Origin of the sequence: Duganella sp. CF458 (genome assembly GCF_900113115.1) — a bacterium.
GTDB lineage: Bacteria > Pseudomonadota > Gammaproteobacteria > Burkholderiales > Burkholderiaceae_D > Rugamonas.
Window position 1 is genome coordinate 14,465 of sequence record NZ_FOOF01000020.1, and the last position, 23,169, is coordinate 37,633.

At 62.9% G+C, this 23,169-nt stretch carries 26 protein-coding genes; 13 read left to right on the top strand and 13 right to left on the bottom strand.

Features of this window, described 5'->3' with window-relative positions; translation table 11 throughout:
- Positions 1–71: 71 nt before the first annotated feature.
- The 5 genes from erpA to rplM all read right to left on the bottom strand — a co-directional run bounded on the left by erpA (position 72) and on the right by rplM (position 3,136).
- The gene (gene erpA, locus BM269_RS25110; RefSeq protein ID WP_028102302.1) at positions 72–428 is read right to left on the bottom strand and encodes an iron-sulfur cluster insertion protein ErpA; all 357 of its coding nucleotides are present in this window, start codon (positions 426–428) and stop codon (positions 72–74) included.
- Between the two features lie 58 nt (positions 429–486).
- Entirely contained in the window at positions 487–1,152 is a 666-nt protein-coding gene (locus BM269_RS25115) for a DUF6776 family protein (protein WP_139232868.1), read from the bottom strand.
- A 12-nt stretch (positions 1,153–1,164) separates the two neighbouring features.
- On the bottom strand, positions 1,165–2,202 hold the full coding sequence (argC, locus tag BM269_RS25120) for an N-acetyl-gamma-glutamyl-phosphate reductase (protein ID WP_090443910.1): 1,038 nt from the start codon (positions 2,200–2,202) through the stop codon (positions 1,165–1,167).
- A gap of 103 nt (positions 2,203–2,305) precedes the next feature.
- Positions 2,306–2,698: a 30S ribosomal protein S9 gene (gene rpsI, locus BM269_RS25125; RefSeq protein ID WP_028102305.1), complete on the bottom strand. Its 393-nt coding sequence runs from the start codon at positions 2,696–2,698 to the stop codon at positions 2,306–2,308.
- A gap of 9 nt (positions 2,699–2,707) precedes the next feature.
- A complete protein-coding gene (gene rplM / locus BM269_RS25130; RefSeq protein WP_028102306.1) occupies positions 2,708–3,136 on the bottom strand; it encodes a 50S ribosomal protein L13 in 429 nt (142 codons plus the stop codon).
- Between the two features lie 221 nt (positions 3,137–3,357).
- On the opposite strand from rplM, the gene BM269_RS25135 reads away from it, so the two are divergent.
- Genes BM269_RS25135 through BM269_RS25150 form a run of 4 tightly spaced genes read left to right on the top strand, consistent with a single transcriptional unit; the run spans position 3,358 to position 7,133 of the window.
- The gene (locus BM269_RS25135) at positions 3,358–4,770 is read left to right on the top strand and encodes an alpha/beta hydrolase (protein ID WP_090443912.1); all 1,413 of its coding nucleotides are present in this window, start codon (positions 3,358–3,360) and stop codon (positions 4,768–4,770) included.
- Entirely contained in the window at positions 4,767–5,501 is a 735-nt protein-coding gene (locus BM269_RS25140) for an ABC transporter ATP-binding protein (RefSeq protein ID WP_090443914.1), read from the top strand. The genes BM269_RS25135 and BM269_RS25140 overlap by 4 nt, the downstream gene beginning before the upstream one ends.
- Positions 5,498–6,682: an ABC transporter permease gene (locus BM269_RS25145; protein ID WP_090443917.1), complete on the top strand. Its 1,185-nt coding sequence runs from the start codon at positions 5,498–5,500 to the stop codon at positions 6,680–6,682. Before BM269_RS25140 ends, BM269_RS25145 begins: the two co-directional genes overlap by 4 nt.
- Positions 6,683–6,710: 28 nt before the next feature.
- On the top strand, positions 6,711–7,133 hold the full coding sequence (locus tag BM269_RS25150; protein ID WP_090443920.1) for an OsmC family protein: 423 nt from the start codon (positions 6,711–6,713) through the stop codon (positions 7,131–7,133).
- On the opposite strand, the gene BM269_RS25155 is transcribed toward BM269_RS25150, so the two are convergent.
- Entirely contained in the window at positions 7,120–7,680 is a 561-nt protein-coding gene (locus BM269_RS25155; protein ID WP_090443923.1) for a flavodoxin family protein, read from the bottom strand. The two genes, BM269_RS25150 and BM269_RS25155, sit on opposite strands and share 14 nt — an antisense overlap.
- Positions 7,677–8,150 (bottom strand): DUF2938 domain-containing protein, encoded by a 474-nt coding sequence (locus tag BM269_RS25160; protein ID WP_090443926.1) that lies wholly within the window; start codon positions 8,148–8,150, stop codon positions 7,677–7,679. The genes BM269_RS25155 and BM269_RS25160 overlap by 4 nt, the downstream gene beginning before the upstream one ends.
- A gap of 66 nt (positions 8,151–8,216) precedes the next feature.
- Here BM269_RS25160 and BM269_RS25165 point away from each other — a divergent pair, with 66 nt between their 5' ends.
- The 4 genes from BM269_RS25165 to BM269_RS25180 all read left to right on the top strand — a co-directional run bounded on the left by BM269_RS25165 (position 8,217) and on the right by BM269_RS25180 (position 10,609).
- Positions 8,217–8,624 (top strand): helix-turn-helix domain-containing protein, encoded by a 408-nt coding sequence (locus BM269_RS25165; protein WP_090443929.1) that lies wholly within the window; start codon positions 8,217–8,219, stop codon positions 8,622–8,624.
- Positions 8,625–8,703: 79 nt separating this feature from the next.
- Positions 8,704–9,552: a DUF2167 domain-containing protein gene (locus BM269_RS25170; RefSeq protein ID WP_090443932.1), complete on the top strand. Its 849-nt coding sequence runs from the start codon at positions 8,704–8,706 to the stop codon at positions 9,550–9,552.
- A complete protein-coding gene (locus tag BM269_RS25175) occupies positions 9,549–10,289 on the top strand; it encodes a hypothetical protein (protein WP_090443935.1) in 741 nt (246 codons plus the stop codon). Before BM269_RS25170 ends, BM269_RS25175 begins: the two co-directional genes overlap by 4 nt.
- Positions 10,290–10,381: 92 nt before the next feature.
- A complete protein-coding gene (locus BM269_RS25180) occupies positions 10,382–10,609 on the top strand; it encodes a hypothetical protein (protein ID WP_090443938.1) in 228 nt (75 codons plus the stop codon).
- Here BM269_RS25180 and coq7 read toward each other — a convergent pair.
- The 3 genes from coq7 to BM269_RS25195 are packed head-to-tail and all read right to left on the bottom strand — an operon-like array spanning position 10,606 to position 12,122.
- Positions 10,606–11,244, bottom strand: a complete 639-nt coding sequence (gene coq7 / locus BM269_RS25185) for a 2-polyprenyl-3-methyl-6-methoxy-1,4-benzoquinone monooxygenase (protein ID WP_090443941.1) — start codon at positions 11,242–11,244, stop codon at positions 10,606–10,608. The genes BM269_RS25180 and coq7 overlap by 4 nt on opposite strands.
- A gap of 45 nt (positions 11,245–11,289) precedes the next feature.
- Entirely contained in the window at positions 11,290–11,655 is a 366-nt protein-coding gene (locus BM269_RS25190) for an SLOG family protein (RefSeq protein ID WP_170860483.1), read from the bottom strand.
- 20 nt (positions 11,656–11,675) lie between these two features.
- Positions 11,676–12,122, bottom strand: a complete 447-nt coding sequence (locus tag BM269_RS25195) for a hypothetical protein (protein ID WP_090443947.1) — start codon at positions 12,120–12,122, stop codon at positions 11,676–11,678.
- A gap of 225 nt (positions 12,123–12,347) precedes the next feature.
- Here BM269_RS25195 and BM269_RS25200 point away from each other — a divergent pair, with 225 nt between their 5' ends.
- The 5 genes from BM269_RS25200 (at position 12,348) to BM269_RS25220 (ending at position 18,576) form a co-directional block, all read left to right on the top strand.
- Positions 12,348–13,241, top strand: coding sequence for an ABC transporter ATP-binding protein (locus BM269_RS25200; RefSeq protein ID WP_090443950.1), 894 nt, complete (start codon positions 12,348–12,350; stop codon positions 13,239–13,241).
- Between the two features lie 11 nt (positions 13,242–13,252).
- Positions 13,253–16,825: an ABC transporter permease/M1 family aminopeptidase gene (locus tag BM269_RS25205; protein ID WP_090443953.1), complete on the top strand. Its 3,573-nt coding sequence runs from the start codon at positions 13,253–13,255 to the stop codon at positions 16,823–16,825.
- Between the two features lie 99 nt (positions 16,826–16,924).
- Positions 16,925–17,344, top strand: coding sequence for a DUF3597 domain-containing protein (locus tag BM269_RS25210; protein WP_090443956.1), 420 nt, complete (start codon positions 16,925–16,927; stop codon positions 17,342–17,344).
- A 9-nt stretch (positions 17,345–17,353) separates the two neighbouring features.
- On the top strand, positions 17,354–18,046 hold the full coding sequence (locus BM269_RS25215; protein WP_229204794.1) for a hypothetical protein: 693 nt from the start codon (positions 17,354–17,356) through the stop codon (positions 18,044–18,046).
- Positions 18,043–18,576, top strand: a complete 534-nt coding sequence (locus tag BM269_RS25220) for a hypothetical protein (protein WP_090443959.1) — start codon at positions 18,043–18,045, stop codon at positions 18,574–18,576. Before BM269_RS25215 ends, BM269_RS25220 begins: the two co-directional genes overlap by 4 nt.
- On the opposite strand, the gene BM269_RS25225 is transcribed toward BM269_RS25220, so the two are convergent.
- The 3 genes from BM269_RS25225 to BM269_RS25235 are packed head-to-tail and all read right to left on the bottom strand — an operon-like array spanning position 18,573 to position 23,126.
- The gene (locus tag BM269_RS25225; protein WP_090444143.1) at positions 18,573–19,688 is read right to left on the bottom strand and encodes a succinylglutamate desuccinylase/aspartoacylase family protein; all 1,116 of its coding nucleotides are present in this window, start codon (positions 19,686–19,688) and stop codon (positions 18,573–18,575) included. The two genes, BM269_RS25220 and BM269_RS25225, sit on opposite strands and share 4 nt — an antisense overlap.
- 10 nt (positions 19,689–19,698) lie before the next feature.
- Complete coding sequence (locus BM269_RS25230; RefSeq protein WP_090443963.1) at positions 19,699–21,084, bottom strand: YfcC family protein; 1,386 nt, start codon at positions 21,082–21,084, stop codon at positions 19,699–19,701.
- On the bottom strand, positions 21,081–23,126 hold the full coding sequence (locus BM269_RS25235; RefSeq protein ID WP_139232869.1) for an alpha/beta hydrolase domain-containing protein: 2,046 nt from the start codon (positions 23,124–23,126) through the stop codon (positions 21,081–21,083). The genes BM269_RS25230 and BM269_RS25235 overlap by 4 nt, the downstream gene beginning before the upstream one ends.
- Positions 23,127–23,169 lie beyond the last annotated feature (43 nt).

Here is a 23,169-nt window from a genome sequence, read left to right on the forward strand (position 1 = left end):
AGCAGCAGAGACCGTGTCTCATTTCGGGTGTGACCCCATGGTGGGACACGGGCTGAGCCGTAGTGGATTGCTTAGACGGAGAAGGAGGAGCCGCAGCCGCAGGTCGACGTTGCGGATGGGTTCTTGATCACGAATTGCGCGCCTTCCAGGTCGTCCTTGTAGTCGATCTCGGCGCCTACCAGGTACTGGTAGCTCATCGAGTCGATCAACAGCTGGACGCCGTTTTTCACCATGGTGGTGTCGTCTTCGTTGACGATTTCGTCAAAGGTGAAGCCGTATTGGAAGCCGGAGCAACCGCCACCCTGCACGAATACGCGCAGCTTCAGGTCCGGATTGCCTTCCTCTTCGATCAGTTGCGCTACTTTCTCGGCCGCGGCGTCGGTGAAAACGATCGGTGCCGGAATCACGTCTTCGGCTACTGCAGTCATGTGTTACTCCTACTTAAAATCAGTTGTCCCATTATAGTCCATGCCGGACTTGGCCGCTTTAGAGGCTGCGCACGGTCCTTGTCTCATCGGCAACGACTTTGCCGTTTTCCGACAGGCTGACCTTGACCGCCACCACTTTGGCGCCTTCCGGCACTTCCAGCGTGCCGTCGATGCGCTGGTAGCGATCCACTTTCAGGTCGTAGCGCTCGGCGCTGTCTTTCGGGTATTCGAGCACCGCTTTCTTGCCATCCTGGATCACAGCGACCGCCAGCTTGAGCCGGCCGGCGAAGGCGGATGGGCCCTTCTTCTTCGCACCATATTGGAGCAAAACCGTGTAATGCAAGAGCTTGGGCGCAGCCATGCGGGCTTGCATGCCGCGGATGAGCAACCCTGAACCGGCCTTCGCTGGCGCTAGCGCCTCTTCCAGCAACGCCAGGTCGGCCTGCAATCTTGCCAGTTCGGCTGAGGAAGCGGGCGGCGCCGCCACTGCGGCTGGGACTGCTTTCAGCTTCGCTGCCAGTTCATCGCGCTCAGCCGACACGCGCGCCAACTCCAGCTCGGCGGCCGCAAGTTGTTTGGCAACGCTAGGGCCGGACTCGCCTTTCGACACGCCGACTACCCGCTGGCCCAAGTCGACGCCCCACATCACCAGCACGCCGCCGGCGACCAGGACCGCAGCCAGGCCAAACACGCGCACCAGCAACGGCACGCGTGCCTTCTCCACGCCTGCTTCCACTTAAGGCATCAGGGCGATGGTTTGCAGGCCCAGGCCCTCATCCAGGCCGAACATCAGGTTCATGCACTGCACAGCCTGGCCGGAGGCGCCCTTTACCAGGTTGTCCTGCACCACCAGCACGATCAGGGTGTCGCCATTGTCCGGACGGTGCAGCGCCAGGCGCAGCATATTAGCGCCGCGGGTGCTGCGGGTTTCCGGGTGCGAACCCCACGGCATCACGTCGACGAAGGGCTGGTTGGAGTAGGCGTCTTCGAACAGCTTTTGCAGCGCTTCGTTGCTCACTTCCTTGGTCAGGCGCGCGTACAGGGTCGAGTGCATGCCGCGGATCATCGGGGTCAGGTGCGGCGTGAAGATCAGGTTGACCTTCTCGCTGGTATAGCGCTGCAGCTGGGCCGCGGTTTCCGGGGTGTGGCGATGGCCGCTCACGCCGTAAGCCTTGAAGTTGTCCGACGATTCGGAGAACAGGGTGCCGATTTCCGCCTTGCGGCCAGCGCCGGACACGCCGGATTTGCAGTCGGCGATCAGGTGGCCGGCATCGATCAGGCCTGCCTTCAGCAGCGGCACGAAGCCCAGCTGCATGGTGGTCGGGTAGCAGCCAGGATTGGCGATCAGCGTCGCCTTCTTGATGTCGTCGCGGTTCAGCTCCGGCAGGCCGTACACGGCTTGCTCCAGCAGCTCGGGCGCGGTGTGGTCGATCTTGTAGGTCTTTTCGAACACGGCGCGGTCCTTGATGCGGAAGTCCGCAGCCAGGTCGATCACTTTCACGCCCTTGGCCAGCAGCTCAGGCGCTTGCGCCATCGCCACGCCGTGCGGGGTGGCGAAGAACACCACGTCGCATTGGGTCAGGTCGACCTTGTCGGGCGAGGAGAAAGCGATGTTCACGCGGCCGCGCAGGGAAGGATACATCTCAGCCACCGGCAAGCCGTCCTCTTTGCGCGAGGTGATCGCGGTCAGTTCGACTTCTGGGTGTGCGGCCAACAGTCGCAGCAGTTCCACACCCGTGTAACCAGTGCCGCCGACGATGCCTACTTTGATCATGATCTCTTCCTTGCGAAGTAAAAATTATACGAGGGGGCCATTTTAAGGCAAAAATAAAAAAAGCCGCTGGAGACCAGCGGCTTTTTGTACGAGAGCGTAAAGATTAACGCTTCGAGAATTGCTTTGCGCGACGTGCTTTGCGCAGACCAACTTTTTTACGTTCAACTTCACGTGCATCGCGAGTGACGAAGCCGGCACGTGCCAGGTCGCCCTTCAGGCCTGCATCGTAGTCGATCAGTGCGCGGGTGATGCCGTGACGCACTGCACCTGCCTGGCCGGACTCGCCGCCGCCGTGCACGTTGACTTTGATGTCGAAACGTTCAACGTTGCCGGTCAGTTCCAGCGGCTGACGGATCACCATCAGGCCGGTTTCACGGGAGAAGTACTCAGCTGCTGGCTTGCCGTTCACGATGATCTGGCCGGTGCCAGCTTTGATGAACACGCGAGCAACTGCACTCTTGCGACGGCCGGTGCCGTAGTTGTAGTTACCGATCATGTCAGTTCCTTAGAATTCGAGTGCTTTAGGTTGCTGGGCAGCGTGTGGGTGGGAACCCTCAGCGTACACTTTCAGCTTCTTGATCATGGCGTAGCCCAGAGGACCCTTCGGCAGCATGCCTTTCACTGCCTTTTCCAGGGCGCGGCCTGGGAAGCGCTGTTGCATCTTCAGGAAGTTGGTCTCGTAGATGCCGCCTGGGTAACCGGAGTGACGGTAGTAGGTCTTCTCGGTTGCTTTGGTACCGGTCACGCGCAGTTTGCCTGCGTTCACGACAACGATGAAGTCGCCGGTGTCAACGTGAGGGGTGAATTCTGGCTTATGCTTGCCGCGCAGTCGGCGTGCCACTTCGCTGGCAACACGGCCGAGGACTTTGTCCGTCGCGTCAATCACGAACCAATCGCGCTGGACTTCATGGCCCTTAGCGGAAAAAGTTTTCATGTTTGAACTTTCTGTGAAAGATAAAAAACGCTCTATCGGTGGTTCCGCCCCTATGTTTCAGCGGACGCAGCCTTCTTGTTTATTTCCCGAGCGAAAAGGAAAGCTGATGATTATAGCCCGGCCCGGCCCGCAGGGTCAACCCCGCCCTGTATCGGGTTGCCGTTGCTAAGCAGATATTGCCGAGCTACTATGGAAGCCCAGAATCACAAGAGGAGACCGCCATGCGATCGCTCATGCTGGCCTCGCTGTTGGCACTGGCGCCGGCCCTTGCCCTGGCCCAGCCCGGCAAGGATTGCCACCTGCCCGGCACCGAGGAATTCCTGCGCTGCCTGCGGCTGACGGTCCCGCTCGACCACCACGCCGCCGGCGCCACGCTCAGCCTGCACGTGACCGTCGCCCCCGCCCTGCGCGAATCGGCCCGGCGCGATCCGCTGTTCCTGCTGGCCGGCGGCCCGGGCGAGGCAGGCTCCGACCTGGTGCCGCTGCTGAATACCACCTTCCGCAAGGTGCGCGCCACGCGCGACATCGTGCTGATCGACCAGCGCGGCACTGGATTGTCCGGCAAGCTTGATTGCAAACCCGGCAAGAATGCCGAAACGGCCTCGGAAGACGAACTGCTGGCCGAAACCCGCGCCTGCATCAAAGGCCTGAACAAGCGCTTCAACCTGTATACCACCGAGCAGGCGGCGCGCGATATCGAAGCCGTGCGCGGCGCCCTGGGCTATGGCCGCATCAATTTGTGGGGCGGCTCCTATGGCAGCCGGCTGGCCCAGGCCTATGCCCGCTTGTACCCCGGCAGCGTGCGCGCCATGGTCCTGGATGGCGTGGCGGCGCCCGACCAGGTGGTGCCGGCCGGCGCGCACGATGCGCAAGCGGCACTCGACGCCCTGTTCAAGCAATGCGCCGACGACCGGGTCTGCGCCACCGCTTTCCCCAGCCTGCGCTCCGAGTTCGAGGCGTTGGCGGGACGCCTGGCCAAGTCGCCTCAATCATTGACCCTGCCCGATCCGCGCACGGCCGAAGTCACCAAGGTCGAAATGACCAGCATGCGCTTCATCGGCACCGTGCATAACATCCTGTATTCGCAGGCGGACAGCCGGCGCCTGCCCTTCCTGATTCACAGCGCCTACCAGGACCGCTGGCAGCCATTCATCGCGCGCAGCAATGTGTCGCGCGACTTTTCCTCCGAGGGCGGGCCGGCCATGCCGCTGCACCTGGCCGTGGTATGCGCCGAAGACTTCCCGCGCCTGACGCCGCAACTGCTGGAACAGGACACCAAGGGATCCTTCCTCGGCGCGCCGCAGATCATGCGCATCGGGAAAATGTGCGAGACCATGTCGGTACCGGCCGTGCCTTACAAGGAGCCGGCGACGATCGAGGCGCCGGTGCTGCTGATGTCCGGCGCGCTCGATCCGGTCACGCCGCCGCGCCGCGCCGAAGCCGCACGCAAGTATATGAAAAATGCCCAGCACCTGATCGTCAAGAACGGCGGCCATATCGTGTCGCCGCTGGGGTGCATGCCGCGTCTGCTGCGCGGCTTCCTCGACCAGCCGGACACACCGTTGAAGGCGGAATGCCTCAACGAGATTCCGGCGCCGACCTTCCAGCTCAATAGCGCGGGGCCACAGCCATGATCGAAGTCCAAAACCTCTGCAAGCGCTTCGGCAAGGTGCAGGCGCTGGCCGGCGCCAGTTTCACCGCGCGCGACGGCATCATCACCGCCCTGCTGGGACCGAACGGCGCCGGCAAGACCACCTTGCTGCGCACCCTGGTCGGGTTGCTGCAGCGCGACCACGGCACCATTTCCATCGACGGCGTCGATCCCGCCATCGACCCGATGGCGGTGCGCCGCAACGTCGGCGTGCTGACCGACCAATTCGGCCTGTACGAGCGGCTGACCACGCGCGAGTACCTGCGCTACTTCGGCGAATTGAACGACATGGAAGACAGCGCGATCGAACAGCGCACCAAGGAAGTCACCGAGCTGCTGTCGCTGGAAGACATCATCGACCGCCGCGCCAAGGGCTTCTCGCAGGGCCAGCGCATCAAGGTCGCCCTGGCGCGTACCCTGCTGCACCGCCCGCGCCACCTGCTGCTCGATGAGCCAAGCCGCGGTCTGGACGTGATGAGCACGCGCGCCCTGCGCCGCGCCTTGGCCGCGCTGAAAGCGGACGGTTGCTGCGTGATCATGGCCACCCACGTGATGCAGGAGGTGATCCACTCCTGCGACGACGTGATCGTGATCGCCAACGGCACCACGGTCACGCAAGGCACGCCGCAACAGCTTTGCGAACAAGCCGGCTTGCCAAGCCTGGAAGACGCTTTCGTGCGCCTGGTGGGCACCGAGGAGGGCATCGAGCTATGAAAATGAAATTCCCCATCGTGCTGCGCAAGGAGTTGGTGGAAACCTTGCGCGACCGCCGCGCCCTCAGCCTGTTGCTGCTGTTCGTGCTGATGTATCCCATCCTGGTCGGTTTCATGCTGCACCGGCAGATCGACCGTGCCACCAAGCCTGAACGCGAAGGCGTGGAGATCGCGGTGATCGGCAGCGACCAGGCGCCGACGCTGATGAACCAGCTACGCCAGCGCAACGTGAACATCACCGAGCTGGAGCCGATGGGCGAGGAAGAGATCAGCGCCCTGGTGCGGAAGCAGACCGCGACAGCCGTGCTGCGCCTGACGCCGGAGTTCGCGGAAAACTATCACGCCATGCGCCCGGCACGCGTCGAGCTATGGTTCGATTCGGCCTCCGACAGTTCGCGCAAGATCGATGAAGTGGAATATGTGCTGCGCGACTACAGCCGCAATATCGCGAGCGCGCGCCTGCTGGCGCACGGCGTGTCGCCGGTCAATTTGAACCCGGTGCTGGTGCAGCGCTACGACGCCGGCACCAGCGCCTCGCGTTCGGCCAATACCATCAGCACCATGCTGGGCATCTTCTTCATCCCGGCTTTCATGTTCTGCATGAGCACTGCGGTGGACAGCACGGCCGGCGAACGCGAGCGGCGCTCGCTGGAAGTGCTGATGGCGCAGCCGCTGCGCCCGTCCGACCTGATCATCGGCAAATGGCTGGCCGCTTCGCTGTTGTCGATTGTCGGCATCACGCTGGAACTGGCCATTGCCCACGGCATCCTGAAATGGCTGCCGCTGGAGGAAATCGGCCTGTCCTGGCGCCTGGGCTGGCGCGACCTGGCGATGGTGTGCCTGGCCTCCGCCACCTTGTCGCTGTTCGCAGCGGCGCTGGAAATTGCGCTGGCCATCAACGCGCGCTCGTTCAAGGAGGCGCAGACCCTGGTCAGCTTCACCATGATCGTGCCGCTGGTGCCGGTGATCCTGGTGCCGATGATGAACCTGACCAATAGCTGGTGGATGTACATGGTTCCCGTGCTGTCCAACCAGACCTTGCTGCGCGAGCTGGCCAAGGGCGGCAGCATCGGCATGCTGCCCTTCCTGCAAACCTTCTTCAGCAGCCTGCTGCTGGCCATGCTGTGCGTCTGGTATACCGAGCGGCGCATGAAGAGCGAGAAATACATGATGACCGTATAATGCCCGGACGCATTTAACGGAGAGTTCAATGGAAGTTAAAGTCAGCTGGAATGGCCCATCGGGCATGAGTTTCCGCGCCCAGACCGGTTCTGGTCACATGGTTGCCATGGACGGCGCCCCGGAAGGCGGCGGCCATAACCTGGCACCGCGTCCGATGGAGATGGTGTTGCTGGGCACCGGCGGCTGCACCGCCTATGACGTGGTGCTGATCCTGAAAAAGGGCCGCGCCGATGTCCGCGGTTGCGAAGTGGTGCTGCAAGCCGAACGCGCCGAAACCGAGCCAAAGGTCTTCACCAAGATTAACTTCCACTTCGTCGTCACCGGTAAGGACCTGAAGCCGGAAGTGGTTGACCGCGCCATCACCCTGTCGCACGACAAGTACTGCTCCGCCAGCATCATGCTGGCCAAGACGGCGCAAATCACCCACACCTTCGAAATCATCGAAGCCTGAGCAGCGTTTCGGCAAAGCCCTGCCCGAACATGCGGGCGGTCTTGATGTCGCCGGCGGCGAATTCATGCGCCGCCGTTCCATGCCCGGCCTGCGCCATCATGCCGGACCACGAACCGAGGCGATTGGCCGCTTCGTCGTAAGGCACGCCCGCATGCTGCTCCGGCAGGATCGGATTGCCGGACCAGATCATCCCATGCTGCATGCAGAAGGTGAACATCGACACCAGCGTCGATTGCTTGTCGCCGGCCGGCAGCGACGACACCGTGAAGCCTCCCGCCAGCTTGCCCTTCAGTTGCTGCGTGCGCCACATTTTTCCGGTCGCGTCCATGAAGGTCTTGAACACGCCCGACACGCCGCCCAGGTAGGTCGGCGAACCAAGCAGCACCCCATCGTATTGCAGCAGCGCGTCCGGCGCCCCGGCCAGCTCCGAAGCCTTCAAGACATGCACTTCCGTTCCCGTCACGCTGGCCGCGCCCTGCGCGATGTGCGAGGCGATATGTTCCGTGTGGCCGTTGACACTGTGGTAAATGACTGCGAGTTTCTTCATTGCGAAATTCCTTTGATGAGTAAGGCGGAAAGGTAAAGGCCAAGGCCAAAGACAGTGTGATTCGCCAGGCTGCGCAGGCAGTTTTTCAGCGGCGTCGGCGTCTTGCTTGAGGCCACGCCGAGTCCCATCGAAGGCTGCATCACGAACAGCGGGGCACCCACGGTTGCCATGCCGACTGCCAGCGCTGGTCCGATGCTGGGCGCATGCAGCCAGCCCTGGCCCGCCACCGCCACCAGCGCGCCGGCAAACGCCACGCCCGTCGCGTAATGCACCAGCCATCCCAGTGCATGCTCACCGCTGACCGCCGGCGATGCGGCAATCGAGTCATGCGCGAAGCGGCCTTGCGCCAGGTGCCCGGCCCAGCGGCCGATAAAGGCCATGTTCATGGTCTTCACGCCCATGCGCTTGAGCAGCACCAGCCACAAGTCAAAAACGATGGTGGCGCCAATGCCGATGATGATGATTTCCATTGCAATCTCCCTGGTTGATGTGCACACTGTAGAAGTTGAAGTCAACTTCAAGTCAAGGAATTTTTGATGGATATCGCCGAAGTCGCGCAGCGCTCGGGCATGGCGGCCTCGACGCGGCGCTATTACGAGAAAAAAGGCCTGATCAAGCCGGCCGGCCGCCATGGCCTGCGGCGCACCTACGCGCCCGGCGTGCTTGACACTTTGGCCATCATTTCGCTCGGCCAGTCAGCCGGTCTGTCGCTCGACGAAATCGGCGCGATGTTCACGCCCGAAGGCGGCACCTCCATCGACCGCGCCTTCCTGTTGGCCAAGGCAGAACAAATCGAGGCGCTGGCCAGGCGCCTGAAGGCAATGAGCGAAGGCCTGCGCCACGCCGCTGCCTGCCCCGCGCCCAGTCATGCCGAATGCCCGAAATTCCAGCGCCTGTTGAAGGCCGCCGCTTCCGGCGCCATCGAACGCAGCCTGCGGATGTGAGAAAGCGCGCATTTTGAAAGGGTATCGAACTGCTATCCTCTTGGGTTTATCCAAAAAAAAACTCAACGGGGAAATAACAATGAAGATTCGTAACTGGGTGATTGCGCTTGCGCTGGTGCCGGTATTTGCCATGGCCGACATGACTGCCGAACAGCGCAAGGCAGAATTCAACAAACTGGATTGGCACACTGGCCCGCGCGCCGAATCCATCGCGTCCAAGGCCACGCTGAAAACGCCAAGCGACAAGATCCAGTTCCTGGACGATAAGAACTCGCGCCGCTTCCTGGAACTCACCGGCAACCTGCCGGAAGACGGCAACTACACCATCCTGGATATGGAAGGCGGCTGGTGGGCCACCTTCTCCTTCGACCAAAGCGGCTATGTGAAGGAAGGCGACAAGATCGATGCCGACGCTTTGCTGAAAACCCTGAAGGACAGCGATGGCCCGGCCAACGAAGAGCGCAAGCGCCTCGGCATGGGCGCCCTGTACACAGAAGGCTGGTACGTTCCGCCGCACTACGACGAAAAGACCAAGCAACTGGAATGGGGCCTGAAAGTCCGCTCGGATAACGGCATTTCGCTGAACTACACGATCCGCCTGTTGGGACGCAGCGGCGTGATGAGCGCGACCCTGGTGTCGTCGCCCGAAACGCTGGACGCCGACGTGGCGAGCTTCCGCAAAGTGTTGACCGGCTTCGATTACAACGATGGCGAAAAGTACTCTGAGTTCAAGCCAGGCGACCACGTTGCCGAATTCGGCCTGGCCGCGCTGGTGACCGGCGGCGCCGCTGTCATCGCCACCAAAAAAGGCTTCTGGGCTGCCGCTGCCCTCTTCCTGGCCAAGATGTGGAAACTGGTTGCGGTGGGCGGCATTGCAGTCCTGGCGGGCCTGAAGTCGCTGTTCAAAAAGAAAGAAAGCAGCAATTGAACGCACTCCACGCCGAAATCCTGCTGGTAGCGGCCATGGTGGGCCTCTACCTGTACGACTCGGCGCGGCTGCTGCATTCGAATGAAGGCGTGCTGGCGGCTACCCTGGGCGGCCGCTGGTCGCTGCATTTCGGCGCGGAGCATTACACCCTGCGCGGCAAGGAACCGTTCGTGCCGAATCCGCTGCTGCCGCACCGCCCGGTATTCCCGTTGCGCTGGAAGCAGCAGCTGCTCGCCGCAGCCCCTGCCGCGCAACGCTGGACGCCGCCGCCATTCGGCCCCTACAAAGTGCTGGCGCCGTTTGTCTGGCTGATGGCACTGGCCCTGTTCGGCCTTATTCCTGCTGGCTTGTTTTCCCGCTACGGCAACCTGGCTATCGCGGCCGGCATCTTGCTGTTCTACGTCACCGCATTCCTTGCGCTGGCCTACGTATGGTTCAAACGCAGCGCCTTGAAGCTGACCGGCCGCCAGGTCGGCGCCCTCGCATTCGAATCGCTGACCTGTCCACCGTTCGCCCTGAACCTGGTGCGCCATATCAGCTGGCACGCAGCGCCGTCCGAAGAACTGATCTCCGCCGGCCGCCGGCTGCTGCGCAAGGACGACTGGATCGCCACCTTGCCCGCCGTGATCAAACGCGTCGACAACGCCATTGAGTGGGAAAGCGAAGGCACGCCGCGTGCCCTGGCCCTGACCGAATACCAGGCATTACTCAACAGCGAACTGGGATCGGACAGCTGACGCGGAACTTTCTGCACTCGCCCCTGTCCAAGCTCAAAGCCTCCCACCGCAAACTGCGGCAGAGTCTAACCACAGTCGAGCGGGAGGGTGCAATGGACTACGAACCGAGAATCGTCAAGCTAGAGGTGACTGTGGATACTTTAAAGGAAGAGCTCACTCTTCTGCGAGGCAAAGTCGATGAACGATTTAACGAAATGCACGCAGAACAACTTCAGCTACGTAGAGACTTCGAAAAACTGATCTATTGGGTTGCTGGCCTGACAGTCACGAACTTGGTAGCGATCATCGGGTTGGTTCTGAAGGCTGCCGGCGTGTTTTAAATGTAGTAGGTGGTTGAGGTCATTACCTTCGACATGGCCTTCATCGCTAGCTGGATCGGCAGCGGGGTTTTCTCAGCCCCCATGTCTTCCGCCGCTTTGCCATGCGCGATTTCATCAACGCGCATTTGCTCGACGATGGCGCGCGACTTGGCGTCCTGCGCTGGCAATCGGTCCAAGTGGCTGGCCAGGTGTGCTTCAACCTGGCGCTCGGTCTCCACCACAAAACCAAGGCTTTGCTTATCGCCCGCCAGTGCGGCGGCCGTGCCCAGCGCGTACGCGCCAGCATAGAACAGCGGATTCAGGAAGCTCGGTTGCGAGCCCAATTCCGCCAAGCGCTGCGCGCACCAAGCCAAGTGATCTTCTTCCTCTCGGCTGGCCTTATCGAAAGCCGCACGCGCCTCGTCGCTCCTGGCAAAGCGCGCCTGCGAGTTGTACAGTGCCTGCGCCATCACCTCGCCCACATGGTTCACCCGCATCAAGCCCGCGCTATGGCGGTGCTCCTGCTCCGTCATCTCCGCATCCGCCGCATGCACCGCCGGATTCGGGCGCGATGCCGAGTGCACGCCAGCCAGCACACGCAAGGCCTTGTCGGCGCCAGTAATGAAACGGTCGAGAGGGTTATGGTAGCGGTTCATGGCGATCTATCCAGCTTGTTCGGAAAGCCACATTATAGGACTTCCTCAAGCGCGGCACACGCGCACTGCGATTCCCGATTGTTGCGCCAGCTCGACCGCATGACGGGTGCCTCGAGCACAGCCAGGTGTATCGAAGTCCGCATGGAACGCCAGCACCAAGTCCACGCCCATCTCGAGCATCCGCACGTTCAGGCCTTTCCAGCCTTCTCCCGGAAATGCCTTGTAATCGGCGCGGTTCTTTTTCATCGGAACGACCTCGAAGCCCAGCTCGCGGGCCACCGAAATCGCCACCGCATCAATACCTGGCGTATCGCCGGTAATGACTGTTCCAACCCTGCCCAGCGCGCTCAACTCGCGCCGGATCGCCTGGTCGTCATGCCATGTCGTGGCCCCCGTGATCAAAACGCGCACAGGACTCTCCGGCACGCCCATTACGAACCCTCGCGAAGAATACGTTGTTTTTCCAGCCAGTCGGCAACGGGGCCGCGGGCGTCGATCTTGGAGATATCCTTTGCCACGCCCAGGTTCAGGCCAAGCAGGAAGGGAATCGAATCCACCGGCACCTCCGGCAGGTAGTCGGCCATGGCGCGCATGAAGCGCGGCGACTCCAGCACCTCCACCACCTTCGCGCCGCTCATGAACTGCAGGATGCTGGTCATGCTGTGCCCACCGCCAATCGAGCGGTACACGAAGCGGTTGAACGCTTTGTCCAAGGCCTTGAAGTCAAGCTGCTCCTTGGTCATCAGGCTGGCCAGGTAATACAGCCCGATCGCGGTGCGGAAAAAGCCGCTGGACTCGCTCGCCGTCAGGCCGCAACGGGTCACGGTCAGGATCTTTTCCTGCACTAGCGCGTCAAGTTTTGAATGGTGTACTTGCATTGCTAGGAACTATATAGCAGTTTTGTCCAGATTTGTTCCTTGCGCGGGGGTATCAACCTTGTTACCCTTGAAACTTTAGTGCTAAACCAACGCCGAAAGCGCACTTTTCGTTCCCCGGAAAGTGCATCCTGGGGCGCTGAATGTGCGGGCTATCGCATGCGGGCAACCGATATGTCGCGCATTCAATACAATGCCATCATGTGAAAAGGGGTTAGCGGAGCCACCATGCAATTGCGCATCAAGAATTTATCAAAGACCTATGCCAATGGGGTCGTCGCGCTCGACAATGTGTCGCTGACCATCCCGTCCGGCATGTTCGGCTTGCTGGGCCCCAATGGCGCCGGCAAGTCGACCCTGATGCGCACCTTGGCCACCCTGCAGGAATGCGATTCCGGCTCGGTGTTTTTCGGCGACCTCGATGTGCTGGATGAAAAGGACGACATTCGCCGCCTGCTGGGCTACCTGCCGCAGGATTTCGGCGTCTACCCGAAAGTCACCGCTTATGAAATGCTGGATCACTTCGCGATCCTGAAAGGGCTGTCCAACCGGTCCCGCCGCCGCGAAGTGGTCGACGGCCTGCTGCAGCAAACCAACCTGTTTGAAGTACGCAACCAGCGCCTGGGCGGCTTCTCCGGCGGCATGCGCCAGCGCTTCGGCATCGCGCAAGCCCTGCTGGGCGACCCGAAACTGATCATCGTCGACGAGCCGACCGCCGGCCTGGACCCGCAGGAACGCGTGCGCTTCCACAACCTGCTGTCCGATATCGGCGAAGACCGCACCGTGATCCTGTCGACCCACATCGTGTCCGACGTGGCCGACCTGTGTGCAAATATGGCAATCATCAACAAGGGCCAGCTGATGGTGGCTGGCGCCACCCAGCAACTGATCGATGATGTGAGCTGCAAGATCTGGGCGCGCTTCATCGACAAGAAGGAGCTGGCCTACTTCCAGCAACGCCATGCCGTGATCTCGACCCGCCTGATGTCCGGCCGCACCCTGATCCACGTCTACAACGACGACGATCCGGGCGACGGCTTCGAGGAAGCGCTGGGCGACCTGGAAGACCTGTACTTCGCGACCATCCTCGGCCGCCACGACGTCAGCAAAGCCTGCGACTGACCGGGGCCGCCATGTTCGCCATCGCCCTCTTTGAAGCGAAACAGCGCCTGAAGCTGTTCTCGACCTGGGTCTACTTCGGCATGTTCCTGCTGCTGGCCGTCCTGTGGATGGCAGCTGCCGGCGGCGTGTTCAAGGAAGCCATCGTCAGCTTCGGCGGCCGCGTGTTCATCAACGCGCCGCGCTCGATCATGCTGACCTCTTCCTTCCTCGGCTGCATGGGCGTGATCATCATCGCCGCCATGATGGGGCGCTCGGTGCAGCAGGACTTCGAGTACGAAACGCACCACTTCTTCTTCTCCGCCCCGATCCACAAGTTCCAGTACATGCTGGGCCGTTTTCTCGGCGCCTGGCTGGTGCTATGCGTGGTGTTTGCCTCGATCCCGTTGGGCGTATGGCTTGGCACGCAGGTGCCGGGCATCGATCCAGAACGCCTTGGCCCCTTCAATCTGCTGCACTACCTGCTGCCTTACGCGCTGTCGCTGCTGCCCAACCTGTTCATCTTCGGCGCCATTTTCTTCGTGCTGGCGGCGCTGACGCGGCGCATGCTGCCGGTGTACGTGTCGAGCGTGGTGATGCTGGTCGGCTATATCGTGGCGCCGGGCCTGGCGCGCGACCTTGACTACAAGACGCTGGCGGCGCTGATCGACCCCTTCGGCACCACCGCCGTGATCCGCCTCACCGAATACTGGCCGATCGCCGAGCGCAATGTACGCCTGGTGCTGCCGGAAGGCGTGTTCCTGCTGAACCGCGCGATCTGGTCTTCCTTCGCCCTGGTGGCGCTGCTGCTTGGCTACTGGCGCTTCCACTTCGTCAGCACGGTCGACAGCGGCGCCGCGGCGCGCACCGATAGCGACCTGCCGGCCAACCTGACCCAGGTTGCCGCTTCGACCAATGAGAAGCCGGACTTCAAGGCGCGCAGCCTTGGCCTGCTGCTGTTGCGTTTCAGCTATTTGAACCTGCGCGAGACCACCAAGAACATCTACTTCTTCGTCATCGTGCTGGCCGGCGTGCTGACCATGTTTGCCGGCTCGCTGGACATGGGTTCGATGTACGGCACCGGCACCTACCCGGTCACTTACCTGGTGCTGGAAATGGTGACCAACACCTTCTCGCTGTTCATGCTGGTGGTCACCACCTTCTACGCCGGCGAAATGGTGTGGCGCGAGCGCGAGCATCGCATGTCGCAGATGCTGGACGCGCTGCCGGTGCCCAGCTGGCTGCCCATCCTGTCCAAACTGTTTGGCCTGATCGGGGTGCAGGCGCTGCTGCTGTTCATCGTCATGCTGGTCGGCATGTCGATCCAGCTGTTCCGCGGCTACTTCAACCTGCAGCCCGGCCTGTATTTCGAATGGCTGTTCACCGTGCAGCTTCCGGCCTGCGCCCTGATCGCCGTGCTGGCGATTGCCACGCAGGTGCTGGTGAACCACAAATACGTGGCCTATTTCGTGATGATCATCTACTACGTGGCCACCATCACCTTTGCCGCCCTGGGCCTGGACCATCCGCTGCTGATGTACGGGGTAACGCCGGAACTGCCCTACTCCGACATGAACGGCTTCGGCCACTTCATGGCGCGCGAACGCTGGTTCGAACTGTACTGGGCCGGCGCTGCCGTGATGCTGATGGTGCTGACCGTGGTGTTCTGGCCGCGCGGCACCAACGAAGAATGGCGCCAGCGCGTCAGCCTGGCGCGCCACGCCCTGACGCTGCCGGTGCTGGGCGCCTTTGGCTTTGGCCTGGCCCTGTTCCTCGGCGCCGGCGGGGTGCTGACTTACAACCTGTGCGTCAACAACTTCAAGACCCCGTATGGCCGCGACTCCTTGCGCGCCGACTATGAGCGCAAGTACAAGCAGGTGCTGCAAGCGGCACAGCCGCGCATCGTCGACGTGCGCCTTGGCCTGGACATGTATCCGGAACAGCGCATGCTCAAAGTGAAAGGCTGGTACCAGCTCGAGAACAAGACCCGGCAGCCGATCAGCACCATCTACGTGCAGCAGGATACCGACGCCGACCTGCAGCCCTTGCAATTCGGCCGCAAGGCCTTCCGCGTGCTGAACGACACGGAGCTGGGCTTCTACAGCTATCGCCTGGAGCAGCCGCTGCAACCGGGCGAAAAGATCACACTGGACTTTGCGTTGAGCTACGAACCGAAGGGCATCTTCAACCTCGGCAAGACCACGCCGGTGATGAACAATGGCACCTTCTTCAACAACACCGTGCTGCCGCACATCGGCTACCAGCGCCACGCCGAACTGACCGACCCACGCGACCGCAAGAAGCATGGCTTGCCGGCGCAGGAGCGCAAGCTGCCGCGCGACGATCCGAAAGGCTTGTCCAGCAACTACCTGGGCGCGGATGCCGACTGGGTCGGCTTTGAAGCGACGCTCGGCACTTCCGGCGACCAGACTGCCGTGGCGCCAGGCTCGCTGGTGAAGGAATGGCGCAAGAATGGACGCCGCTATTTCCACTACAAGATGGAGCAGCCGATCCTGAATTTCTACGCCTTCCAGTCGGCGCGCTATGCGGTCAAGCATGACTGGTGGCAGGACGTGGGCATCGAGATCTACTACCAGCCCGGCCACGAATATAACCTGGACCGCATGGTCAAGGGCGTCAAGGACTCGCTCGACTATTACACGCGCAACTTCAGCCCTTACCAGCACAAGATCGTGCGTATCGTGGAGTTCCCGCGTTACGAGCGTTATGCCCAGTCGTTCCCGAACACGATTCCGTATTCGGAAGCAGTAGGCTTCATCGCCCGCGTGGACGACAAGAACCCGAAAGACATCGACTACCCGACCTACGTCACCGCGCACGAAGTGGCGCACCAATGGTGGGCGCACCAGCTGGTGGGCGGCAACACGCGCGGCGCCACCGTGCTGAGCGAAACCCTGGCCGAATACTCCGCCCTGATGGTGATGAAGAGAAGTTTCGGCCCGCAACGCATGCGCCGCTTCCTGCGCTATGACCTGAACAAATACCTGTTCGGCCGCGCCACGGAAAACAAGAAGGAGCTGCCGCTGGCCGATAACGAAGACCAGGGCTACATCCATTACCACAAGGGCAGCCTGGCCATGTACCTGCTGGCCGATATCGTGGGCGAGGCCAAAGTCAATGAATTGCTGGCGGAGCTGCTGCGCAAGTATTCCTACCACGGCGACCCATATCCAAGCGTGACGGTGCTGGTGGATGGCCTGCGCCGCATCGTGCCGCCGGAGCAGGCCTACCTGGTGGACGACCTGTTCAACTCCATCGTCCTGTTCGACAACCGCATGGTGGCTGCCACCGCCGAGAAACGGGCAGACGGCAGATACGATGTCACGCTGACCGTGCACGCGGCCAAGCTGCGCTCCGACGAACTGGGTGCGGAAAAGGAAATTCCGCTGCACGACCTGATCGAGATCGGCGTCGACGACAAGGACGGCAATACCCTGCTGCGTGAACGCAAGCTGGTCGAGCGCAACGCATCGACCTTCAAAGTGGTCGTCAACGGCCGCCCGGCTAAGGCAGGCATTGATCCGGACAATAAGCTGATCGACCGCAAGCCGGACGATAACCTGGGCAATGTGGAAATCTCGCGCTGAGATGCGCTGAGTTGCGCTAAGGTGCGCCAAGGGTTAGGCAACGCACTTTGTGTCCCGCCCATGCTTGTTAAGCTTTCCGCAAATGAAAGCGAGGCAAACATGGGCATCCTAAGCAAGATTTTCCACAAGATTTTCCCGTCGTCGCATCAAGAGGCCGCCCCATCGCCGGCCTCTGGTGCGCCCTCTACCGCGCCTGGCGGGCCCGCCGCAACGCCGGCGCCCATGCCGACCCAGCCTGCGCCGGCGCCCGCCGCAGTGGAGCCAGTCGACGTCGAAGCGATCCTCAATGCGAAAGCCGCCCAGGCCGGCCAGCCGCTGAACTGGCGCAGCTCGATCGTCGACCTGCTTAAGCTGCTGGACATCGACTCCAGCTTGCAGGCCCGCAAGGAACTGGCGCAGGAGCTGCACTACACCGGCGACACCGGTGACTCCGCCGCCATGAACATCTGGCTGCATAAGCAAGTGATGCACAAGCTGGAGGAAAACGGCGGCACAGTGCCCGCCGAGCTGAAGGGGTAAAATGGCCGGATGAATCCCATCCGACGCGCGCTTGCCGGCGCCTTACTGGCAACCTGCACCCTGCCGCTGCTGCCCTTGCATGCCGCGGACAAAACCTACGGCACCCACGGCATGGCGCTGTTCGGCGGGCAGGAAGGCTTGTATGCCTCCCACCTGCCGATGTTCCATGCGCCGCACGAGTACCAGGTCATCTTGCAAGTCCATATTGCCGATCCGGCCACCGATGCCGCCTTGCGCCAGCGCCTGGACGGCAAGGACGCGCTGTGGACCATCGACCCGGAGAAATTCGAGCTGAGCACCCTGGCGCCGGAAGCCAAGGCGCCGCGCAAGGAGTTCAAGGCCGATCTGGTGCAGGGCCATTTCGAACGGGGCGGCAGCACCCAGTACAAGCATGCGAAGGTAGTGATCGACAAGGTGCTGGTATTCCGCCAGCTGGACGACAAGCCGGCCAACGCCAGCATGTCGCGCTACATGCAAATCGGCAGCGGCGCGCAGCGCTTCCTCGTCAAGGAAATTGACAGCCGCCCCGACTTCGACCATATCGTGTCTTACCACGCCGCCCCCGGTGCACCGACCGCTGCGGTCCAGGTGCGCAAATGGGGCTTGCAAGCCGCCGGCAACGACGCCCTGGCGATGGCGCTGAAAACCAAGATGGCTGCCATCGGCGGCACCATCTACTTCGAAACCGAAGACCTGAAATGAGCGTACCGCAGGCATACGAAGGGCTGTGGCGCCGCAAGGGCATCTGGCGTACCAACGGCAGCAGCGACCTGGTGACGCCGGTCTGGTGGTTCCAGGCCGCCGACTTCCATATCGACCTGCGCATACCGGTCGACCGCAAGGCCATGACAGGCTTCGCCGGCACCACGGTGGTCGAGGGCGAGCGCTGCGAATGGCGCCCCGAAATCGCCTACCCCTTCGTCAGCCCGGAACTTGACGCGGGTTTCATGCGCTTCGACAGCGACGATGCGCTGCACGAGGCGGGCGTGGACGGCAGTTACAAGGAAGATTGGTGGCGCGAAGCCGGCGGACCGGCAACGTCCAACCGCACGGTGCTGGAAGATGGCCGCATCCAGTATGAAATCGCCTGCGGCGAGTTCCTCGCGCGCGCAACGGGCAAGCCGCACAAGGCAGCCGACATCACGATCTGGCGCCAGACGCCGGGCGGGCCGTGGCGCATCATTGCATCCACCACGGCGGCACGCGAAAACGTGATCGTCGAAACGCCTTAAAGGCTCAGCAGGCTGCCGCTGCGGAACGGCTTGTTGCCCGCGATCTTGGCCACGTTCATGCCGCGGATGATGTAGCGGTGCGACAGGCGCGTGAACAGCACCCCATCCACTTCCGACTTCAGATGCGTGGTGTCGCCGCTGACCGGGTCTATCAGGTCGGCGATCACTTCGCCAGCGCGCACCAGCGCGCCGACTTCCTTCAGGTAGACCAGCAGGCCCGCATGTGGTGCGTCCAGGCGCTGGGTGCCTTCCAGCGGCATCGGCGTGCAGCCCTGCTCCGGCACCTTGACTTCGCCCGCATCGACGATGCCGCGCACGTGCAGGTAGCCGATGATCGCGTCGGCATCGCGTGCCGCCAGTTCATAGTTGACTTCCACTTCGCCGCGCAGTTCGACCGTCGCCGCCATGCAGGCGGATGGAATCGGGTAGCCGGGACCGAAGTGTTCGGCCAGGTCCCACCACAGGCGGCTGCAGGCCTCGTCGAACGGCTCGCCGCCGGCGCCGGTTGTGTGCAGCACTGCGCAAGCGCCCATCAGGTTGGCCAGCGGCTGCGCGCTTTCGCACAGCGAGGTGCCGACGTACAGGTGCAGTGCGCCCTCGTTCTCGCAATGCAGGTCGAGCACGATGTCGGCGTCGATGGCCATCGCAAACAGTGCCTTCTTGAGCGTGGCGGCATCCGAGTTGGGCTGCCATTGCCCGGCCAGCTCGCGCAGGTGGCGGCGGATGGTGCGCACGTTGGCGTCGGCATCGCTGCCCAGTTGCCCCTTCAGGAGGGTCGTGAGCTGCGCGAAATAATGCGGGTAGCCGCGGTTGAAATTGATGCCGGTGCTCAGGTCGAAACGCCCGAACGGACGTTCGTTGATGACTTGCGCCAACCCGATCGGGTTGGCCGCCGGCACCAGGATCACTTCGCCCTTCACCTTGCCTGCCGCTTCCAGCGCCTGCAGGCGCTGGCGCAGCTGCTGCGCCACCAGCATGGCCGGCACCTCGTCGGCATGCAGCGCCGCCTGGATATAGGCCTTGGGGCCGCCCGGCTTGCCAAAGTGGTAGCTGGTCAGTTCGTACTGCGCCGTGCCATGGGGCGCGGAGAGCGGGTGCTTGATGGTATCCATGTCTGTCATCCTACCAGTTCATGAGGCAAGGCGGCACCAGCAACACCAGCGCCAGGACGAGGTAAATCAACTGCAACGGCACCATCCAGCGCGCCCAGGTCAGCCACGGAATGCGCGCCAGCGCCAGCACGCCGACCGTGATACCGGACGTCGGGATCATCGGCGTGGTGAACTCGCCGAACTGGAAAGCCAGGATCGCCGTCTGGCGCGAGACGCCGACCAGGTCGGCCAGCGGTGCCATGATCGGCATGGTCAGCGCGGCCTGGCCGCTGCCGGAGTGGATGAAGAAGTTGATCACCGACTGGATCAGGAACATCTTCTGCGCCGCAAAGACTGGCGAGGAAGATGCCACCAGCGGCATCAGGCCATGCAGCATGGTATCGATGATATGGGCGTCGCGCGCCAGCACCATGGTGCCGCGGGCCAGCGCAATCACCAGGCCGGTGCCGACCAGGTCTTTGGCACCCTGCACGAAGGCGGCCACCGCCTCGTCGGAATCGAGGCGGCCGATCAGGGCCACCACGATGGTCATGGCCAGGAACAGCGCGCCGATCTCTTCGATGAACCAGCCGAACTTCACCACGCCGAACACCATGCCGCCCAACGAAGCGGCGAAGACCCACAATACCAGGCGATGGCGCGCGGTCATGCCTTCAAAGCCGCCGAAATCGACCACGCCTTCGGCGCGCTTCTCGATGTCGAGCAGGTAGGTCGGGCTCTTTTCCGGGTGACGCTTGATGCGCGCGGCATACCACATCAGGAAGATGATGGTGACGGCGGTAGCAATGAACCACACGATCACGCGGTAGCCGATGCCGGAGAATAGCGGCACGCCCGCGATGCCTTGCGCGATGCCGACGTTGAACGGGTTGAGAAAAGCGGCGCAGAAGCCGACCTGCGAGCCGAGGAAGGGAATCGATACGCCGGTGATGGTGTCATATCCAAGCGCCAGTGCCAGCGGCACGAAGATCAGGATGAAAGGGATCGCTTCCTCGTTCATGCCGAAGGTGGCGCCGCCGATCGAGAACAGCGTGACGAACACCGGGATCAGGGCCACGCGCACCAGGTTCGAACGCGAGTGCGCCTTGGCGATCGACTTGATCATGGCGTCGATGGCCTGGGTCTTGTGCAGCACGTTGAAGGCACCGCCGGTCAACATCACAAATCCGATGATCAGTCCTGCTTCCGCGAAGCCCTTGATCGGCGCCATCAGCAACGCCGCCAGGCCCTGCGGCTTACTCTCGATGTAGTGGAAAGTGTCCGGGTCGACCAGTTGCTTGCCGTTGACCAGATGGGTCTCGTACTTGCCGCCCGGGACCAGCCAGGTCGCCAGCGCGATCAGCGCCAGGATCATGAACAGCAGGACGAAGGTATTGGGGAGTTTGAGCTTCTTCATTGGTTCGGCAACAGGTAGTTGCAGCTTTGGTCGGCCGGGTCGCGGGCCAGGATGCGGTCGTACAGGCCGGCGCGCTCGGTGACGGTGCGCTCGACGTCTTCCTGTAGCAGCAGGCGCGCGGCGACCTGGCGTGCGGCGGCGGCGCGGGTGGCGGCGATGAAGGCGTCGCGATTGGCGTAGCGGGCCTGAAGGCTGGGGCGCGGATCGTTGGCGGCCTTGCGTTCGGCTTCAGTGCGGGCGAATGGGACGAAGCTGCCGTCGTAGCGCGAGGTAGCCCAGGCGAAGCCTGTCTCCGGTGCGCGCAGGTTCCAGCCGGTGTGGGTGCCCAGCGGCGCCTGCATCTCCACCAGGCGCACCCCGCCGCGGTCGTTGCCGTCGGCATCCGGCGCCGGAACACGGGTTTCGAAAGCCATCTTCTGCGCCGCCGGCACCATGTCGGCAATGCCTTGCGACAGGAAGCGCGCGCCGTGGTCGAGGCGCGGCTCGCGCAGGTTCTGTTCCGGCGGCGTCAGGCCCGGCACGGCGGGGAAAGCCTTACGGTAAGCCTCGACCGAAACCAGGGTGCCGTCTTCCAGGCGCGGATAGGCGCTGGCTGGAGGCGGCGTGCCTTTGCTGGTCCAGCCGTCCAGCGCCAGCATCAGGGCGCGCAACGGCAGGTAGTAGTTGGTGGGCGAAACGCAGGCCGTGAATGGGGCGCGGGTGGGCGAGCGGCCGACGTAGTGCTGGGCGCCCATCAGGCCGTACACGCGCACATTGGGTGCCGGTGCGGCGTCGCCCACACCGTCCGGCGCGGTGGTCAGCAGCGAGGCGCCGCGGTTCCAGAATTCCGCCGAGGTGTTGGCGATCAGGAGCTTGGGAACGCGGCCATGCTTGTCCTTCGCGTGATCCAGCGTGGAAGCCACGCGCCCGGTCACCGGATCGCGCGTCGGGGTGCTGGTAAACGGGAAGGAATCGGTCGGGTAGTCGTGCTCTTCCAGCATCGAGGGGTGGCGCGTGACTTGCACGAAGCGGCTGTTGAAGCCGCCCGATCCGCCCGCGCCGGGCACTTCCAGCAAGGCGCCATCAAACACCATGCGGCCTTGCTCGTCGAGATTCAGTCCGTCATGCAGCATGCGGCCGATCAGGCGCGCCGACTGGCTGTAGCCGAACATCAGCACCGTCTTGGGCAGCGAAGCGCCTTCGACCTGGTTCTCGCGGAAATACGCCAACAGGTCGCGGATACCGGCCAGGCCGGCGCCGGTCACGCGCGGATCTTTCGCCTCATAGCGCACTTCATAGATGGTGCCGGGCTGGAAGCCGCCCTGCAGCTTGATGCGGCCCGGGCCGCCCGGCTGCTCCGGCGCCACGAATTCCCAGCGATTGCGCTCGACCGGGCGGCGCATGTCGCCCTGGCGGGTGCGCTCCGTCAGCACGGCTTCCGGGTCGTTCGGGGTGGCTGGCTCGTAGCCGATGCCGCGCAGGCCGGCGTAGCTTGCCACCTCCGTGGCGGCGTCGACGATGAACTCATTGGCCGACATGCCACGCGGGCCTTTTACCACGGGCGCCTTGAAGACCAGCGGCCGCACGCCGGCCGGCGATGGCGCCACGTCCCAGGTCCAGGCCGAGAACAGCATGCTGAAACCATGCCGCATCATGAAGCCGTCGCCGGCATCTTCCGCCGTGGTAGGGTCGTTGTTCTTCGGTGCCTTGCCATTCAGCTGGCCGAGCACGACGATGTTGCCGCGGTTGTTGACGTCGTACACCAGGGTGCCGGTCTTGCCGCTCGCAGGACGCAGCAGCACGAACTCGCTGGAGAAGCGCACCATGCCGCGCTTGTCGCGCGGCGCGCGTTTCAGGTCGACGATAGGCAGGTTGGCGGAGGCCTTGGGGTTGAGCGAGAAGTAGGCGATGCCGCGCAGCTTTTCGTACTCGCCGGCTTCGCCGAACTTGACGCCCGGCGCGAACGGCACGCGTTCGGTGATCTCGATGCGATCGACTGCGGCCTGCGATGCGCCGGCTACAAGCATGGTGGCAGCAATCGCCGCCCAGCGGGATTTCTTCATGTACTCGAACAAAGTAAAACGGGACCGCGCGGGTCCCGTTGGT